This window comes from Pseudescherichia sp. (genome assembly GCF_031979925.1).
Lineage (GTDB): Bacteria > Pseudomonadota > Gammaproteobacteria > Enterobacterales > Enterobacteriaceae > Pseudescherichia.
Genome location: NZ_DALZFB010000001.1, coordinates 644,699 through 662,434, shown reverse-complemented (window position 1 = coordinate 662,434; position 17,736 = coordinate 644,699). Strand labels below are relative to the sequence as shown.

Sequence of the window (17,736 nt, the reverse complement as noted above, 5' to 3'; positions counted from 1 at the left end):
TATACCTGCTTTTGTGAGTGTCATCACTTTTTATTGGTCTGTTTATCCCGGCAGCCTTCCCGTAGACTTCTTCAGCATTGAACATGCCGTCATCAAGGCAGACGAGGAGCAGGAAATGAGTAATCCAGCCATCATCAACGCGCTGATCCAGGGCGTTGGCGGTCGAGAAAATATCAATAAAGTCTGGCACTGCATGACGCGTCTGCGCTTCGATCTGGTCGATGAGGCGAAGATCAACCAACAGGCCGTGACCCAGCTACCTGGCGTGTTGGGTGCGCAGCTGCAAAGCGAGCAGTTTCAGGTGATCATCGGCCCGCAGGTCAATCACTGGTATCAGCAGATCGGCGGCGACGTCGCTGCTGAGCCAGCCAGCGCACCATCAGCCAAAGCGAAGAGGGGGCTGGTTTCGCTGTTTATGGACACGGTGTCCGGCGTTTTCGGTCCCATCGTACCGGCTATTGCGGGTGCGGGCATGATCAAAGGCTTGCTGGCCGGTTTTATTGCCATGAATCTGCTGTCGGCAAAAAGTGACACTGTAATGGTGATCGACATGATTGCCAGCGGCGTGTTCTGGTTCCTGCCGTTTTTCCTGGCGGTTTCCGCCGCGAAGATGTTTAAAACCAACGAGTATTTAGCGGCGGCAGTGGTTGCCTGCTTAATGTATCCCTCCCTGATTGAGGCGGCTAAGCAGCTGACGAGCGGCGCACCGGGGGCGGTGCAGGCTTACTGGTTTGCCGGCGTGCTGCCGGTATCGGTATTCAACTATGCCTCCAGCGTGATCCCGGTGATCTTCTCGGTGTTGGCGCTGAGTTATATCCACCGCGCCGTCGATCGCATCATGCCGCAGGTCTTAAGAACCGTGTTTACGCCAACCCTGACGCTGTTTATTACCGCGCTGGTGGCGTTAGTGGTTATTGGCCCAGTAGGTATCTGGCTGGGAAAAGGTCTGGCGTGGTGTATTCAGGGCCTGTTTGATACCTCATCGGTGCTGGCGGGTTTGATTGTCGGCGCGATCCGTCCGGTGGCGATCCTCACCGGCATGCATCACGCGATGACGCCTATTGCCCTGCAAAACTTCAGTGAACACGGCTACGACATGCTGATGCCGATGATGTGCATGGCAAACATGGCGATTGCCGGGGCGACCTTTGCCATCTGGTTTCAGAACCGTCATCGCGACGATCGCACCGTGACGCTCTCTGCGGCGATCTCCGCGCTGCTGGGCATCACCGAACCGGCGCTGTTTGGCGTACTGACCAAAGAGAAGCGGGCATTTATTGCCGCGACGATTGCCAGCAGCGTAGCGTCCGCGTTTATCGCTTTCTTTGGCGTACGGCTGTTTGGCTACATTCTCTCCAGCATCTTCAGTCTGCCAGCCTACATCGGTCCGTGGTTCCCCTACGCCATTTCCGGCGTGCTGATCTCGCTGGTGCTGTCGTTTAGCTTAACGCTGCTGTTAGTGCGGCGCAGCGCTGCACAGTAACGCCTGGCTATCAGGGCAGGCGGGCGATGTTTGCGGCAATCACGCTAGCCGAGTGCTGGAACTTCGCCTGCTCATCCTCCGCCAGCTGCAACTCAATGATCTGCTGCACGCCGCTCTGGGCCAGCACTGCCGGTACGCCGATGGCGATATTCTCTGCGCCATACTCTCCGTCCAGTACGCAGGAGATCGCCAGCGCACGGTGACTGCCGGTAAAGATATTGCGGCAGATCTCGGCGATGGTCCCGGCAATGCCATATTCGGTACAGCCTTTTCGGGCGTAGATATCAAAACCCTGACGGCGAACCTGCTCTGCCAGACGCTCACGATCCAGCTCTTGACCCGTCTTGCGCTGATAGACCTCGGCGATGGGTGAACCGTAGACCGAAGAGTGAGACCAGACCGGGAATTGGGTATCGCCATGCTCGCCGAGAATAAACGCATCGATACTCTGCGCGCCAATATCCAACGTCTGGGCGAGGGAGCGGCGCAGGCGAGTGGTATCCAGCCATACCCCGGTACCGATGACCTGGTTACGCGGCAGGCCAGAGAGCTTCCACACCTGCCAGGTGATAATGTCACATGGATTGGTGGCGATCAGAAAGATGCCGTTGAAGCCGTTCGCCATCATCTGCGGCACGATCTTCTTGACGATTTTTGCCGTGTTGGTCAACTCGTCCAGCCGGGTCTGGCCAGGCTGAAGCGGGCCGCCGGAGACAGTGATCACCGCGATATCTACATCCGCACACTCGCTGGCCTCACGGGTAGAGATGGTCATCATCCCTGGCATATAGGCCGCTGCATCTGCCAGATCCTGGGCGTGTCCCTCGACGCGATCGCGGTTGAGATCGACCAGGATCAGCTCTTCACAAATGTTCTGGTTTAGCAGAGCGTACGCTGCCGATGCTCCGACGTTGCCGGTACCAATAATCATGACTTTACGGGCTTTGGTATTCATTCTTTTTCCGTTAACCGTTAATGGCGACCGCTTAAAAGTATCCCTTACGGGTCATCGGCGCAACATCCTGAAACATCTATTGTATTATCCTATGACCTCTGCGACTGCTCTTGCAGCAGGGCAATAAACGCCTCCAGCGGGCGGCTCTTTGCGTCCTTGCGCCATACCAGCCAGGTGGTCAGCCAGCGCCACTCCTCTGCCAGCGGCCAGGCAGAGACCTGATGATGACCGGGCATACTCTCCAGCATGGAGCGCGGCATCAGCGCCAGCCCGGCTCCGGCTATCACGCAGGCCAGCATCCCATGGTAGGACTCCATTTCATGGATTTTGCCGGGCATTGCGCCCGCCGCCTTAAACCAGCTCTCAAAGTGGCGACGGTAGGAGCAGTTGGCGCGAAAAGCATAGATGCTCATCCCGTTAACCCGCATGGCGTCATCGACAGGGGCATGCCCGCCAGGGGCAACGATCATCATCTCCTCCCGGTAGACCGGGATGCCCTCCAGTCCAGGATGCATCAGCGGCCCGTCAACAAACGCCGCGCTTAGCCGACCCTCTATCACCCCGTCGATCATGGTTCCGGACGGCCCCGTAGCGAGATCAAACTGGATACGCGGATAGCGCTGATTGAAGTCGGCCAGGGTCGCGGGAATGCGTACGGCGGCGGTGCTCTCCAGTGAACCGAGGGAAAAGAGCCCCTGCGGTTCGTCACCGGCGACGACGTTGCGCGCCTCTGCAACCAGATCGAGGATCTGCTGGCTATAGCGTAAAAAGCTGTGCCCGGCGGGAGAGAGGCGCAGGCGCTGGTTTTCGCGAATAAAGAGATCCACGCCTAAATCGGCCTCCAGCTGGCGGATGCGCGTCGTCAGGTTCGAGGGTACCCGATGCACCCGCTGTGCGGCCTGGGTAATGCTGCCGGTCTGCGCCACGGCGTTAAACATCTCAAGCTGGGTTAAATCCATACTGTTCTCGAATCGTGAATGGTTAGGTTAATATTATTCAGTTTTCAGAAATAGCAGAGTAGGCCAGGATAAAGCAAGTTCCCTGTTTAGAAGAGAGATAAATAATGTCCATTTCCGCAAAAACACACGCACTATCTATTAACCCGGCAACGGGCGAACAGCTCTCTGCCCGTCCGTGGGCCACCTCGGCAGAGGTCGAGACGGCGCTGGCCGCCGCGCAGCAGGGCTTCCGTCAGTGGCGCGAGCAGAGCGTGGATCAACGCGCCCAGGCGCTGCGTAACGTGGGTGCCGTTCTGCGTCAGCACGGTGAAAAGATGGCCCAGTTGATTAGCGCCGAGATGGGCAAACCCATTCTGCAGGCCCGGGCTGAGGTAGCGAAATCAGCCAACCTCTGCGACTGGTATGCCGAACATGGTCCGGCCATGTTGGCGAGCGAGCCGACCCAGGTAGAAAATAATCAGGCGGTGATTGAGTACCGTCCGCTAGGGGCAATCCTGGCGGTGATGCCGTGGAACTTCCCGGTCTGGCAGGTACTGCGCGGTGCGGTGCCGATCCTGCTGGCGGGTAACAGCTATCTGCTGAAACATGCTCCTAACGTGCTGGGCTGTGCCGAACTGCTGGGCGATATCTTTCGCGAGGCGGGTCTACCGACGGGCGTCTTTGGCTGGGTAAACGCTACTAACGAAGGCGTAAGTCAGGCGATTAACGATCCGCGCATTGCCGCCGTGACCGTTACCGGCAGCGTGCGTGCCGGGGCGGCAATTGGTGCCCAGGCCGGGGCGGCATTGAAAAAATGCGTGCTGGAGCTGGGGGGATCCGATCCCTTTATCGTACTTAACGACGCCTCGCTCGATCTGGCCGTTAAAGCGGCGGTAGCCGGTCGTTATCAAAATACCGGGCAGGTCTGCGCGGCGGCGAAACGCTTTATCGTTGAAGCAGACGTAGCGGAAGCCTTTACCGAAAAATTTATTGCCGCAGCGGCCGCGCTGAAGCTGGGCGCGCCGGACGTTGAAGAGAACTACCTCGGGCCGATGGCGCGTTACGATCTGCGCGACGAGCTGCATGCTCAGGTGGAAGCCACCCTGAACGAAGGGGCCACGCTGCGCCTTGGCGGGGAGAAGATCAGCGGGGAGGGCAACTACTATCCGGCAACGGTGCTCACTGGCGTGACGTCGGAGATGACCGCGTTCCGTCAGGAGCTGTTTGGCCCGGTAGCCACAATTACCATCGCCGATGATGCTGAGCACGCTTTATCCCTGGCAAACGACAGTGACTTTGGTCTCTCGGCTACGATTTTCAGCGCTGACGAGGCGCGGGCGACAGCGCTGGCTGCGCGTCTGGAGTGCGGCGGCGTGTTTATCAACGGCTACAGCGCCAGCGATGCCCGCGTGGCGTTTGGTGGTGTGAAGAAGAGCGGCTTTGGTCGCGAGCTGTCACATTTCGGTCTGCATGAGTTCTGCAACGTGCAGACGGTGTGGAAAGACCGTCTGTAAACGCTAGCGTATCCTGCGCGGCACCGCTGTTTATTCAGTGCTGCCGCGCTGTCATGGTTCTGTCATTTTTCTTTCGTAGACTCACGCGCAGTGTGTAGTTTCAGAAGATGAGTTACAGAAGAATATCATGAACTTAACTAAAACTTTTTCGTCTGCTTTTCGACTGGCTAAGCCACGGCAGTTTGGCCTGCTGGCAGGGATATTGTGCATTATCGGCTTGTTCTCCGCGCTTCAGATCTCTTCGTCTCTTCTCCTCTCCCGTTCTCTCCACGACGCCCAGCATCACGAGCAGCTGAATCAGCAGGCTATTCTGCAGCAGGCAAAGGTTGATGAAGCGCGGGTAGCACTGCTGGCAGCCAGCGATCTGCTTAACCGCGCGGGGGTCTATTTTATGCAGGATCAGGCCACCGGCTCGGAAGGAAGCTGGCATAGCCTGATGGATGAGGCCCAGCAGGCGCTGGAAAGTTCGCAAAAAAGCTGGCAGGCGTGGCGAGCGCTCAATCCGCCGGAAGATGAGGGACTCGTAAATAGCTACCAGCTCTTCTACGGTGCGATCAAAGAGCAGGCGGATGCCCTGACCCGCAGCCAGTCGATCGATGCCTTCTTTGCCGTACCGGCTCAGGCGTTTCAGGCCGACTTCAACGATAACTTTGCCCGCTTCCGCGCCGCCAGCGACGCACGTGCAGAGGAGGGCAGGCAGACGCTGATGGCCCGCCTGGCGAATCTGCAATACCTCTTTATTCTCGGGCCAGCACTGCTGCTGGTGATCGCCATCGCCGTCTGGTTTGGCATGTCGCGCTGGGTGATCGCCCCTCTTAAGCGGCTGATTACCCATATCAATCGTCTTGCCGCCGGGGATCTCTCCGTGGCACCGCCGCCGGTGACCTGTTTTAACCGGGAGATCGGCCAGCTCAGCGTCAGTATTGAAGCCATGCAGCAGGGGCTTCAGCAGCTGGTAACCCAGGTCAGCGATGCGACTACCTCAATGGTGGGCAATATCGAGAGCCTGGCGCAGGGCAATCAGAAGCTCTACCAGCAGTCGGCTCGCCAGGCCAAAGAGCTGGACGAGGTGACGGCCAACATTGCCGAGCTTGAGTCCCACGTCGAGGGCAATACAGGCTATGCGAAGCTTGCCAGCCAGCGCGCTGATGAGGCCCGTCAGGCCGCCGCGGGCGGAGACAGGATGATGGATACCGTTAACGAATCAATGCGGGCAATTGTGACGCGCTCAGATGAGATGCGCGGTATCGTGGCGCTGATCGATAACGTGGCGTTCCAGACCAATATCCTGGCCCTTAACGCCGCTATTGAAGCCGCCCACGCGGGCAACCATGGGCGCGGCTTTGCCGTAGTAGCAAAAGAGGTGGGCCTGCTCGCGCGCAAAAGCAGCCACTCAACACAGACGATTCAGGTCCTGATCCAGCACTCGTTGCAGGGTATAGAGGCTGGCTCGCAGGCGGTACACCGGCTGGAGAATAACCTTCAGCAGGTCACGGGATTGGTGGCGCACCTCAGCGGCCTGCTCAATGACATCTCCCAGGCGACGCTGAACCAGGGCGAGAACATTCATCAAATGACGCGCCAGCTCCAGGGGCTGAACCAGGTAGCCCGGCGTACAGGTGAGTTGGTCAGCACCGCCGCCGAGGCGTCCCAGCAGCTGCACGATGATTCCCGACAACTTATGCAGGCGGTCACGCGTTTTCGACTTCCAGCCTGACGCTTGCCGCGTGGCTCTGATATACTCGCAGGCCTTTTTTAGCCGGTGAGCAAGGAGTGTAGTGTGGCGACGGTCATGGATAATGACATGCTGGAGTCTATTCTGGCCCAGGTTCGGCCTTTGGTCGGTCAGGGTAAGGTAGCCGATTACATTCCCGCGCTGGCTTCGGTAGAGGCAAATAAGCTGGCGATTGCGGTGAGCACCATCGATGGCCGTCACTTTCAGGCTGGTGATGCCGATGAGCGCTTCTCTATTCAGTCTATCTCGAAGGTGTTGAGCCTGGTGGTGGCGATGGATCACTACCAGGAGGAGGAGATCTGGCAGCGGGTGGGCAAAGATCCCTCCGGCCACCCCTTTAATTCACTGCTTCAGCTTGAAATTGAGCAGGGCAAGCCGCGGAATCCCTTTATCAATGCCGGGGCGCTGGTAGTGTGCGATATGCTACAGAGCCGCCTCAGCGCACCGCGCCAGCGAATGCTGGAGGTTGTTCGCCAGCTCAGCGACGTCAGCGATATCACCTACGACAGCAAAGTAGCGCGATCTGAGTTCGATCACTCGGCGCGGAACGCGGCCATTGCCTGGCTAATGAAATCCTTTGGTAACTTCCATAATGACGTGGCGACGGTGCTGCAAAACTACTTCCACTACTGCGCCCTGAAGATGAGCTGCGTCGAGCTGGCTAAGACCTTCCTGTTTCTGGCGGATGAGGGGCGGGCACCCCATTTGACCCGGCCGGTCATCTCCCCATTACAGTCGCGGCAGGTCAATGCCCTGATGGCCACCAGCGGCATGTACCAGAGTGCGGGCGAGTTTGCCTGGCGCGTGGGCCTGCCGGCGAAGTCCGGCGTGGGAGGGGGTATTGTGGCGATCGTACCCCATGAGATGGCTATCTGCGTCTGGAGTCCGGCGCTGGACGAAGCAGGCAACTCGCTGGCGGGTATTGCTATGCTTGAAGCACTCAGCCATCAGCTGGGTCGTTCGGTTTACTGATGGCCTGCCGCGTCGTTACCCTTATCTACAGGGACAGAACTCTATGCTTTCACAACTGAACATTGCTTTTAGTCCGTTCCATAAAGAGAGGCCATGGCGTAACGCGGTCCTGATCTTTCTACTGACCACGCTCTTCTACTTTATTGGCGCGATGCTCAGGCTTGTCGAGGAGCTTTCCCTATTCTGGCCATTGAACGCGGTGATGGCCGGTATTTTTGCGCGCTATACCTGGCTGAACCGATTGCACAACTATGCCATCTGCTACGTGGCGATGCTGGTTTACGATGCGTTGACCACCACCTGGGGAGCGACCTCGCTGGTCATTAACCTGTCGAATATGGTGTTTATTCTCACCGTGGCGCAGCTGATTGTCAGGGATAAACGACGGCCTGAAAAACGCACCCTGCCGGTAAGCGCCCTGCGAATTTTCAACTACTGCCTGCTGGGAGCGCTGGGCTGTGCGCTGGTCGGCGCGTTTGCCTCGGTGGGTATCGATAATCTGACCTTCTGGCCGCTCTTTGCCGACTGGTTTAGCGAGCAGTTCTCTACCGGGGTGCTGATCCTGCCCTGTGTCCTCACCCTGACATGGCCGCGCTGGGCCGCGCCGTTTCGCGTCGAGCACCTGCTGCCGATTGCGGCGCTGATGATTTCAATCACTGCCTCCGTGGCGATTGGCGGGGCGGGGAGTCTGCTCTTTCCACTGCCGGCGCTGATCTGGTGCGCGGTACGCTATTCGCTGCTGACGACTGCCTTCCTGACCTTCTTAACCGGGGCGTTGGAAATTATTCTGGTCGCCAACGGCACGATTAACATCTTCGTTGCCAGTCCGCTGCAAATGTCGCGGATGTTCTCGGTAAGGCTGGGGATCGCCACCATGGCCATCTGCCCGCTTATCGTTTGCGTCAGCGTAAACGCGATTAATACGCTGATGAAACAGGTCTCGCTGCGGGCTGACTTTGACTTTCTCACCCGGGTTTACTCCCGCTCTGGGCTGTATGAGGCGCTGGGCCGCGATCGGGGTGGCGAGGCGCGGCATCTGTCAGTCATGCTGCTGGATATCGACTATTTCAAAACCATCAACGACAGCTTTGGTCATGAGTGCGGCGACAGGGTGTTAACGACCTTTGCCCAGCAGGTGCAGCAGGTGGTCGGCGACAGAGGGATTGTCGCGCGGATGGGAGGAGAGGAGTTTGCCGTCGTGGCAACAACGGAGGATGCGCGGCAGGGGTTTATGCTGGCAGAGAGCATCCGTCGCGCCGTTGAGGCCCATCCGTTCCGCTGGCGGCAACAGACGCTCTTTCTGACCGTCAGCATTGGCCTGAGCAGCGGTACTACCCAGTCCTGGGAGCTGACGGAGCGGTTTAACAAACTGCTGGCTGAGGCGGATGAGTATCTCTACCGATCGAAAAAAGAGGGACGCAACCGTACCAGCACGCAGGAGGGGCAGGAGCCAGTTGAATTGTTACCCACTAATAATGGTGATCCAGGCACAGAGAATGCGTAACACTGTCACCTAACGCGCTGCGATTGCGAGGGAATTCATTGAAATAACGCATTAAATTGCTTGCTACCCATTTTTAACGCCAATACTATAGCCGAGTATACGTATCGGATAACATTGCGCGATGACTGGATCGAATAAGCTAAAACCACGTGAACAGATCACCGGCAAGCGTTTTGTAAAACGGATGTATCTGATGCGCATGCTCGGGACGCTGCTCTGCTTTTTCCCAATCCTCTCCGTGCTGCTGGAGCATCATCAGCCTCATTGGCTTATCGCCCTGCTGGCCGTGAATGCGTTTGTCTGGCCGACTATCGCCTTTATGCGCTCCCGTAAGTCACAAAAGCCGCTGACCTGTGAACATCACAACCTGATATTTGATGGAGCGGCAGGTGGATTCTGGATCGCCATGATGGCGGTTAATCCGCTGCCCTCCGTGGTTATCGCCACTATTCTTCTCGCCGATCGCCTCGCGGCGGGCGGTATCCAGCTCATGCGTAAGGCTGGCGCGACCATGCTGGCGGTATTTGCTGCAGCCTGGCTGGCGCAGGGAATGGCGTTTGATCCTGACGTCTCTCAGCGCACGCTGCTTGCCACGCTACCGCTTATCACCATCTATATATTAGCCCTCAGCGTGCTGACGGATAACATTGCCAAAAAGCTGCGGCGGAAGAGTCGCGAGCTGGAGCGCATTGCGATGATGGATCCGCTGTTGGATATTGCAAACCGCCGCCTGCTGGAGAAGCGCATCCAACATGAGCTGGAGAAGCTGCGCGACTCCGCCCATAGCTCCTCCCTCATGTTTATCGATATCGATAACTTTAAAGAGGTCAATGACCGGTTTGGCCATAAGGTAGGCGATACGCTGCTGGTAACGGTCTCTAAAATTTTGCACGTTGCGACCCGAAATACCGACACCCCGGCACGGCTGGGAGGCGATGAATTCGTGATCCTGCTTCCGGATACCTCTCCGGAGGAGGCGCTCGTCGTCGCCAGGCGCATTATGGATGCTACCGCCGTGATGATGGTAGCTCAGGACGCTTCGTTTCGCTGTACCCTCAGCATTGGTATTGCCAACGCCGTTCAGGATATGGAGACCGTCACCGACTGGTTAAAAGCGGCTGACGACGCATTATACCGGGCCAAACGCGCGGGCAAGAACCGGATCTATGCCCACTGACCAAACGGGTTAAATGCGCTAAGCTTAGGTTTTGCTTAGTGAAAAAGGCCCAGTATGAAGACTCCTCAACTCCCCGAAAACGAGCAACAGCGCCTGGCATCGCTTAATGAGTCCGGGCTGCTGGACTCTGGGACACATGAACGTTTTGACAGGCTCACGCGGCTGGCTAAACGGATGTTCGATATGCCCATTGCGCTCATAAGCCTCGTTGACAGCCATATGCTGCACTTCAAGTCCTGCGATGGCATTGCTAATGGACAGGTGCTACGTGATATCTCTTTTTGCGGCCACGCCATTCTCAGCTCTCAGCCGCTGGTGGTCGAGGATGCACAGCAGGACGAGCGCTTTTTTGATAATCCGCTGGTGGTCGGCCCACCGCATATTCGTTTCTATGCGGGCTATCCGCTACAGCTGCCCGACGGCGCAACGGTGGGATCGTTTTGCCTTATTGCGCCCGAGCCGCGCAAATTTACCGAGGACAACGTCTCGGTGCTAAAAGATTTTGCCGCCATCGTTGAAGACGAATTTGCGGCTATCAGTGCTGCTACCACCGATGAGCTAACTGGCCTCTTTAACCGCCGCGGTTTTTATAACCTCGGTAAATACGCTATCACCAGCGCGCGCCGCCGTGCGGAGCCGTTAACGCTGGCATGGCTGGATCTCGATAAGTTCAAATACATCAACGATACCTTTGGTCATGAAGAGGGTGACAACGCCCTGCGGGCAATGGCCTCTCTGCTGCGTGAAAGCTTCCGCGAGGCCGATCTGTTGGTGCGTTACGGCGGCGACGAGTTTGCCATTATCTTCTCGGATACCGATGAGAAGGGCGCATGGGTCGCGATGCAGCATCTGGTTGAGCAGGCTCGGGGGTTCAATCAGACCACCGACAAACCGTGGCAGCTTAACTTCTCCTGGGGGGTAAGCGAGTACGATCATGACAGCAATCCGGATATGACCAACTGGATCACCTCCGCCGACGAAAAGATGTATGCCATGAAAGAGAAAAACGAGCAGAAAGAGCGCTAATCAATCAACGCACCAGGCCATCGAAATGTGACGACGCCCACAAATTCATATTCGTTTTAAAAAATGACGCAAGAAGGGCGTCCCATTTTGATCAAAACAGGGTTTCATGGTCGTAAAGTCTGGTAAGTTATTGGACCAATCTTCCCAGGTTGTATGACTAATCAAAAAAGGAACCCATTGTGAACACGATAAACCGTCGCGATTTTCCCGGTGCCACCTATCCGGAACGTATTATTCAGTTTGGCGAAGGGAACTTCCTGCGCGCATTTGTCGACTGGCAGATCGATCTGCTCAACGAGCACACCGATCTGAACGCCGGTGTGGTTATTGTTCGCCCGATTAAAAGTGATTTTCCGCCGTCGCTGAGCACGCAGGATGGTCTCTACACCACCATCATTCGCGGCCTGAACGAGCAGGGCGAAGCGGTGAGCGATGCGCGCCTGATCCGTTCGGTAAATCGTGAAATCAGCGTCTATGACCACTACGATGAGTTCCTTAAGCTGGCGCAGAACCCTGAAATCCGCTTTGTGTTCTCGAATACCACCGAGGCGGGCATCAGTTACCATGCGGGCGATAAGTTTGATGACGCCCCGGCCGTGAGCTATCCGGCGAAGCTGACCCGTCTGCTGTTCGAGCGCTATACCCATTTCAACGGCGCGGCGGATAAAGGCTGGATCATCATTCCGTGCGAGCTTATCGACTACAACGGTGATGCGCTGCGCGAGCTGGTGCTGCGCTACGCCACCGAGTGGGCGCTGCCGACTGCGTTCATCCAGTGGCTGAACGAAGCCAATGCCTTCTGCTCGACCCTGGTTGACCGTATCGTAACGGGTTACCCGCGTGATGAAGTGGCGAAAATTGAAGCCGAGCTGGGTTACCGCGACGGCTTCCTCGATACCGCTGAACACTTCTACCTGTTTGTTATCCAGGGGCCAAAATCGCTGGCTTCCGAGCTGCGTCTCGACAAATATCCGCTGAACGTGCTGATTGTAGATGACATCAAGCCCTACAAAGAGCGCAAGGTGGCGATCCTTAACGGGGCGCACACCGCGCTGGTCCCGGTAGCGTTCCAGGCAGGCCTGGACACCGTGGGCGAGGCGATGAACGACAGCGAAATCTGCGCCTTTGTTGAGAAAGCGATCTACGAAGAGATCATTCCGGTGCTGGATCTGCCGCGTGACGAACTGGAATCCTTCGCCAGCGCCGTAACGGGACGTTTTCGTAACCCCTATATTAAGCATCAGCTGCTCTCCATCGCGCTGAACGGCATGACCAAGTTCCGCACCCGTATTCTGCCGCAGCTGCTGGCGGGGCAGGAGGCCAACGGTAAGCTTCCGGCACGTCTGACCTTCGCCCTTGCCGCTCTGATTGCGTTCTATCGCGGCGAGCGTAACGGCGAAGCTTTCCCGGTACAGGATGACGCTCACTGGATCGAACGCTTCCAGCTGCTGTGGAGCCAGCATCGCGATCGGCAGATTAGCACCAGCGAGCTGGTAAAAGCCGTGCTCTCCGTGAGCGACCACTGGGAGCAGGATCTGACCCAGGTTAGCGGCCTGGTAGAGCAGGTCTCTCTGGATCTGGATGCTATCCTGCTGCGCGGCATGCGCGAGGCCGTCAAGCCGCTCTGCTAATTGGTATGTCTATGTAAACGCCGGGCGGCGCGTTGCTTGCACCGGCCTACGGTCTGACACGATCTGTAGGCTGGGCAAGCGCAGCGCCGCCCGGCATTCATTTACCACACCAATAGTTACAACATACACATATCATCCTGATTTATTAAACCTCGGCACCTGTACCCTCAATCGCTTACCAGTTAAGAATTTCCACAACATTTTTGCATCAAACTTGCAACCGTGAGGGCGATCACGTTTAATAATCGCGACTCTCCTTTATGCCTGAATATAACCATGATTGTTCGTCCTCATCAGCACTGGCTTGCGCGTATCTTCGTCTGGCATGGCTCGGTGCTACCCAAAATCTACTCCCGTCTACTGCTTAACTTTATCCTGTCGGTAGCGGTGATTTTAATGCTGCCCTGGTATAGCTCGCTGGGCTTCAAGCTTACCGTGGCGCCGTTTAGCATTTTGGGCATTGCCGTTGCTATCTTCCTGGGTTTTCGCAATAACGCCTGTTATAGCCGCTATACCGAAGCGCGGGTGCTGTGGGGACAGCTAATGATCGCCTCACGCTCGCTGCTGCGGGAGGTCAAAACAACGCTGCCGGCGGGGGAAGGGCGTCACCACTTTGTGCTGCTGCTGATTGCTTTCGCCCACTGCCTGCGCCTGACCCTGCGCCGAAAACCGCTGGAGGGGACGCTGGCCAACTATCTCTCGCCAGGCGAACTGGCACGGGTAATGAAAGCGCATTCTCCAGCAAACCAGCTTCTGTTAATGATGGGCGAGTGGCTGGCTGCCCAGCGCGGGCCGAACGGGCTCTCTGATATTCTCTACCACAGCATGAACAACCGGCTGAATGACATCTCGGCGGTGCTCTCCGGCTGTGAACGTATCGCCTTTACGCCGGTGCCTTTTGCCTATTCGCTCATTTTGCACCGTACGGTCTACATGTTCTGTATTATGCTGCCCTTTGCGCTGGTTGTAGATTTGCATTACATGACGCCTTTCGTCTCAGTACTTATCTCCTATACTTTTATAGCTCTTGATACCTTAGCCGAAGAGCTTGAAGATCCGTTTGGCGTGGAAGATAACGATTTGCCGCTGGATGCCATCTGCAATGCACTTGAGATAGATCTGCTGCAGATGAATGATGAAAACGTTGTGCCCGCGAAGATACTGCCTGATAAGTATTACCAGCTCACGTAACGAAAGCCGGATGCGCCCGTTACTGGCTGGTTAAACCGCCAGGAGGGAAACACGATGGAAAGAGTAATTCAGATGGTTGTTGTGGTGATTGCCTGCGTTGCGCTGTTTGCAACTGCCTACGATCTCTCGTTTGTGAGCGAGCTTCCGTAACCTCTATTCGTAACGATGGCCTGCCGCAAACCAGAGCCTTCTCAGGGGCCTTGCTGCCCCTGAGGGTGAGGCTCTGAAGCCGTTAACTTACACGTAGCTGAAAGAAACGCACCGAGTCGCGCAGGTGTTCACTCTGCTCGGTCATTGAGGTCGCGGCCACCGCAGCCTGCTCTACCAATGCCGCGTTCTGCTGGGTAACCTGATCCATCTGCTCAATCGCGACGCTAATTTCCCGGATCCCCTGGTGCTGCTCGTTGGAGGCTGTGGAGATCTCCGCCACGATATCCGTAACTTTATTCACCGAGCTAACAATTTCCTCCATCGCCCGGCTGGCAGTATCGGCGTAGCGGGAACCTTCGGTAATCTTATCTACCGTACCGTCGATCAGCGCTTTGATCTCTTTCGCCGCATCGGCGCTCTTCTGCGCCAGGTTGCGCACTTCACCCGCCACAACGGCAAAGCCCTTACCCTGTTCACCGGCGCGTGCTGCCTCAACCGCCGCATTCAGCGCCAGGATATTGGTCTGGAAGGCGATACCTTCAATTACCGCAATGATGTCGACAATCTTCTGCGAGCTGTCGGAAATGTCGTGCATTCGCATAAGCATATCGTGCACCTCTTTACCGCCTTTCACCGCCGTTTGCGAGGTCTGACGGGCCAGCTCGCTGGCCTTATGCGCATTCTCAGCGTTGCTCTTCACGTTCTGCGTAATCTGCTGCATGTTAGCTGAGGTCTCCACCAGCGAGGCGGCCTGCTCTTCGGTACGCTGGGAGAGATCGCTGTTGCCCATCGCAATTTCGCTGGCCGCCAGTGAGATAGACTCGCTGCCGTGAATAATACCGTGAATAATTTCGGCCAGCCTGCCGTTCATGAACTTGATAGTGGCCAGCAGGCTGTTGTGGTCGTTGGCGTTAAGCGCAATGTCGGTATTCAGCTTGCCTGCGGCAATCTGCTGCATAATATTTACCGCGTAGGCCGGTTCGCCCCCCAGCTGACGGGAGAGGTTGCGCGAGATAAACAGGGCGATGATGCCGGTCGCAATCAGCGCCAGCACCAGCAGACCAGAGAGCAGGTATAGCGCCCGCTGATACCCCTGGGCAGAAGCCTCACCCGCACGGTTTCCGATAGCCACCTCCATATCCACCAGCGTAGCGAGATCCTTCATCAGCTGGGTGCGGTATTTCGCGGAGACTGCACCACTGATTTTGGCTGCCTCATCAAGCCGCTCATCGTTTACCGCTTCAATGACTTTGCCGTTAACGTCCACAAAGTGAGTGAAGTTTTCTACGACCTGGCCAAACAGGCCTTGCATCTCTTCCGGCAGGTCGCTGGCAATGGCGGCGTAGTGCTTCTGCGCATTGAGGAAGATATCCTGGTTCTGCAGTAGCTCCAGGCGGTGTTTTTCACGCTCCGGCATGGTCGGCGAGTTGATGTACTGGATCTGTTGTAGGCGCATTTCCGACAGCACACCGCGCATCTCTAGCGAGTAGCGCACGCCAGGCAGGCGATTTTCACGATATTTATCGATGTGCTGGTTGCTGATGTTGAGCTGATAGATAGCGACCACGCCCAGCAGCAGCATCATAGCGATGAGAATAGAGAAACCGCTTAAGAGTTTGGTTAAAACCGTAGAGTGTGCAAATTTTTTCATAGTGAAGACTTAGAAGAGAAAGGTATGACTAATAACGGCAGATATCGGAAAAGTATTGATCTAAATAGTTGATCGGTATCACATAAATGAATGTTTCTCATTTTTTGAAATGGTTTTTTAATTTTATTTTACATTGTTATGAATGAGGTGTTGAATTGTCGTAAACAATTTGCAATAGGGCATACGTCTTAATCTGCCCATTGGCTATAGCATTATGTGCTTTACTGAAGGAAAGGAACCTGGGAGGAGTGACAATGAAAGTCGGTAAACATATATCCAACGCGCTGGCGTTAAACTCCTCTCTTGGACGCAGTATCTCTCTTTTTATGGCGGGTCTGCTGATCGCTGGCGTGGCTACCAGCGCATGGACATTAAACCGCTCGTGGGAGCGAACCGTAGAGGAGAGTGAACGCAACGCCATCAACCTGTCGGTTTCCCAGGCGCGCCAGGCGGAAGATACCTTTTTGCAATCCGAGCTGGCGCTGCGTGATATCCGCCGCAACGTGCCGCAGGGTGGCGTCTCGGTTATCGATGAGGCCAGCTTCAATCTCTATCTCAGTGAGATCAAAGAGCGCCTGCCGCAGCTGCATGGCCTGTTTGTCTATGATGCCCAGGGCAATATGAAGGCCACATCGTTTGGCCGTCAGCCAGCCATTGCCAATAACGTTGACCGGGAATATTTTGCCTATCACCGTAAGAACGGTCATGGAAGCGTCCATATTGGACATGTGATCCGTAGCCGTTCGACGGGCGATCTGGTTATTCCCGTCTCGCTGCGTCTGAACGATGCCGCTGGCGGCTTTGCGGGCGTGGGACTGGCTACGGTGAAAATTGACTACTTCCGTCATTTCTATAACTACTTTGAGCTGGGCAGCCGCGATCTGCTTGCCATTCTAAGCACCGATGCCACGGTACTCTACGCACGGCCGTTTAACGATGATGTCATTAACCGCAATCTCTCCCGCAGCCCGCTGTTTACGCAAGAGCTAATTCGCCAGGATCGCGGTAATGCAACCTGGAATTCAGCTATCGATCGCGTTGAGCGGATATTTGGTTTCGCTCGTCTTGAGCGTTACCCGCTGGTCGTGGCCGCAGGCTATGATAAGCCTGCGCTATGGCATGCCTGGCTGCGTGAAAGCCTGCCGGATATTGTCCTCAACGCCATGCTGCTGTTAGGCACGTTGGTGATGGGCGCGCTCATTTTCCGCGTAGTGAGGGTAAACGTCAGAGATCAGACTGAATTAACGATGCTGCGTGATGAGCTAACCAGTATTAACCACACGCTACAGACGATGGCGCTGGCTGACGGCCTGACAGGGCTGGCAAACCGTCGGCAGTTCGATCTGTTCCTCTCTCAGACGCTAAAAACCGCCGCGCTGACCGGCAGGTCGGTGTCGTTGATTATGCTTGATATCGATTACTTCAAGCGTTACAACGACTTTTATGGTCATGTTGCCGGGGATAACTGCCTGCGCCACGTGGGTGAGGTATTACATAAGCTTAATCTACGGCAGTCCGATTTGATCGCCCGCTACGGCGGAGAGGAGTTTGCCATCGTTCTGCCCGATACCGATCGCGGCGCGGCGTTTAACATTGCTCAGCGTGCCGTAGCCGCTGTACGCGCCGCCCAACTCCCGCACAACGAATCGCTTACAGGTGTAAAAGTGGTGACGCTTAGCGCAGGTTGCTATAGCCTGGTACCCCGTGGCAACGATGACGATGCGCGTTTGCTAAAAGAGGGGGCCGATGCCGCACTCTATAGTGCGAAAATGGCGGGACGTAATCGCGCCATTGTTTCCGAGAGCTAAT

At 56.3% G+C, this 17,736-nt stretch carries 13 protein-coding genes; 10 read left to right on the top strand and 3 right to left on the bottom strand.

Features of this window, described 5'->3' with window-relative positions; genetic code table 11:
- Positions 1 to 115: 115 nt before the first annotated feature.
- On the top strand, positions 116 to 1,483 hold the full coding sequence (locus tag RTM13_RS03240) for a PTS transporter subunit EIIC (protein ID WP_312210053.1): 1,368 nt from the start codon (positions 116 to 118) through the stop codon (positions 1,481 to 1,483).
- Between the two features lie 10 nt (positions 1,484 to 1,493).
- Here RTM13_RS03240 and RTM13_RS03235 read toward each other — a convergent pair whose 3' ends face one another.
- Together RTM13_RS03235 and ptrR are read right to left on the bottom strand one after the other, a co-directional pair.
- The gene (locus RTM13_RS03235) at positions 1,494 to 2,438 is read right to left on the bottom strand and encodes an L-lactate dehydrogenase (protein WP_312210051.1); all 945 of its coding nucleotides are present in this window, start codon (positions 2,436 to 2,438) and stop codon (positions 1,494 to 1,496) included.
- 89 nt (positions 2,439 to 2,527) lie between these two features.
- On the bottom strand, positions 2,528 to 3,397 hold the full coding sequence (ptrR, locus tag RTM13_RS03230; RefSeq protein WP_312210049.1) for a putrescine utilization regulator PtrR: 870 nt from the start codon (positions 3,395 to 3,397) through the stop codon (positions 2,528 to 2,530).
- A gap of 104 nt (positions 3,398 to 3,501) precedes the next feature.
- Here ptrR and sad point away from each other — a divergent pair, with 104 nt between their 5' ends.
- The 8 genes from sad (at position 3,502) to RTM13_RS03190 (ending at position 14,126) form a co-directional block, all read left to right on the top strand.
- Positions 3,502 to 4,890: a succinate-semialdehyde dehydrogenase gene (gene sad / locus RTM13_RS03225; protein WP_312210048.1), complete on the top strand. Its 1,389-nt coding sequence runs from the start codon at positions 3,502 to 3,504 to the stop codon at positions 4,888 to 4,890.
- A 127-nt stretch (positions 4,891 to 5,017) separates the two neighbouring features.
- The gene (locus RTM13_RS03220) at positions 5,018 to 6,607 is read left to right on the top strand and encodes a methyl-accepting chemotaxis protein (RefSeq protein WP_312210047.1); all 1,590 of its coding nucleotides are present in this window, start codon (positions 5,018 to 5,020) and stop codon (positions 6,605 to 6,607) included.
- A 63-nt stretch (positions 6,608 to 6,670) separates the two neighbouring features.
- Positions 6,671 to 7,597: a glutaminase B gene (gene glsB, locus RTM13_RS03215; RefSeq protein WP_312210045.1), complete on the top strand. Its 927-nt coding sequence runs from the start codon at positions 6,671 to 6,673 to the stop codon at positions 7,595 to 7,597.
- Between the two features lie 43 nt (positions 7,598 to 7,640).
- Positions 7,641 to 9,101 (top strand): diguanylate cyclase, encoded by a 1,461-nt coding sequence (locus RTM13_RS03210; RefSeq protein WP_312210044.1) that lies wholly within the window; start codon positions 7,641 to 7,643, stop codon positions 9,099 to 9,101.
- 184 nt (positions 9,102 to 9,285) lie between these two features.
- Positions 9,286 to 10,278 carry a diguanylate cyclase gene (locus RTM13_RS03205; RefSeq protein WP_312210132.1) on the top strand — a complete coding sequence of 331 codons (993 nt, stop codon included), beginning with the start codon at positions 9,286 to 9,288 and terminating at the stop codon, positions 10,276 to 10,278.
- Positions 10,279 to 10,332: 54 nt separating this feature from the next.
- Positions 10,333 to 11,304, top strand: a complete 972-nt coding sequence (locus RTM13_RS03200) for a sensor domain-containing diguanylate cyclase (protein ID WP_312210042.1) — start codon at positions 10,333 to 10,335, stop codon at positions 11,302 to 11,304.
- A gap of 179 nt (positions 11,305 to 11,483) precedes the next feature.
- Positions 11,484 to 12,935, top strand: coding sequence for a tagaturonate reductase (locus tag RTM13_RS03195; protein ID WP_312210040.1), 1,452 nt, complete (start codon positions 11,484 to 11,486; stop codon positions 12,933 to 12,935).
- Positions 12,936 to 13,211: 276 nt separating this feature from the next.
- Positions 13,212 to 14,126, top strand: a complete 915-nt coding sequence (locus RTM13_RS03190; RefSeq protein WP_312210038.1) for a bestrophin family protein — start codon at positions 13,212 to 13,214, stop codon at positions 14,124 to 14,126.
- Positions 14,127 to 14,358: 232 nt separating this feature from the next.
- Here RTM13_RS03190 and RTM13_RS03185 read toward each other — a convergent pair whose 3' ends face one another.
- Positions 14,359 to 15,927: a methyl-accepting chemotaxis protein gene (locus tag RTM13_RS03185; protein ID WP_312210037.1), complete on the bottom strand. Its 1,569-nt coding sequence runs from the start codon at positions 15,925 to 15,927 to the stop codon at positions 14,359 to 14,361.
- Between the two features lie 254 nt (positions 15,928 to 16,181).
- Between RTM13_RS03185 and RTM13_RS03180 the strand changes: the two genes are divergently transcribed.
- Complete coding sequence (locus RTM13_RS03180) at positions 16,182 to 17,735, top strand: diguanylate cyclase (protein ID WP_312210036.1); 1,554 nt, start codon at positions 16,182 to 16,184, stop codon at positions 17,733 to 17,735.
- Position 17,736: the final 1 nt, after the last annotated feature.

Coding starts and splice junctions, on each gene's coding strand:
- RTM13_RS03240 (WP_312210053.1), top strand. CDS start 116: ATGAGTAATCCAGCCATCATCAACGCGCTGATCCAGGGCGTTGGCGGT.
- RTM13_RS03235 (WP_312210051.1), bottom strand. CDS start 2,438: ATGAATACCAAAGCCCGTAAAGTCATGATTATTGGTACCGGCAACGTC.
- ptrR (WP_312210049.1), bottom strand. CDS start 3,397: ATGGATTTAACCCAGCTTGAGATGTTTAACGCCGTGGCGCAGACCGGC.
- sad (WP_312210048.1), top strand. CDS start 3,502: ATGTCCATTTCCGCAAAAACACACGCACTATCTATTAACCCGGCAACG.
- RTM13_RS03220 (WP_312210047.1), top strand. CDS start 5,018: ATGAACTTAACTAAAACTTTTTCGTCTGCTTTTCGACTGGCTAAGCCA.
- RTM13_RS03210 (WP_312210044.1), top strand. CDS start 7,641: ATGCTTTCACAACTGAACATTGCTTTTAGTCCGTTCCATAAAGAGAGG.
- RTM13_RS03205 (WP_312210132.1), top strand. CDS start 9,286: ATGTATCTGATGCGCATGCTCGGGACGCTGCTCTGCTTTTTCCCAATC.
- RTM13_RS03200 (WP_312210042.1), top strand. CDS start 10,333: ATGAAGACTCCTCAACTCCCCGAAAACGAGCAACAGCGCCTGGCATCG.
- RTM13_RS03190 (WP_312210038.1), top strand. CDS start 13,212: ATGATTGTTCGTCCTCATCAGCACTGGCTTGCGCGTATCTTCGTCTGG.
- RTM13_RS03185 (WP_312210037.1), bottom strand. CDS start 15,927: ATGAAAAAATTTGCACACTCTACGGTTTTAACCAAACTCTTAAGCGGT.
- RTM13_RS03180 (WP_312210036.1), top strand. CDS start 16,182: ATGAAAGTCGGTAAACATATATCCAACGCGCTGGCGTTAAACTCCTCT.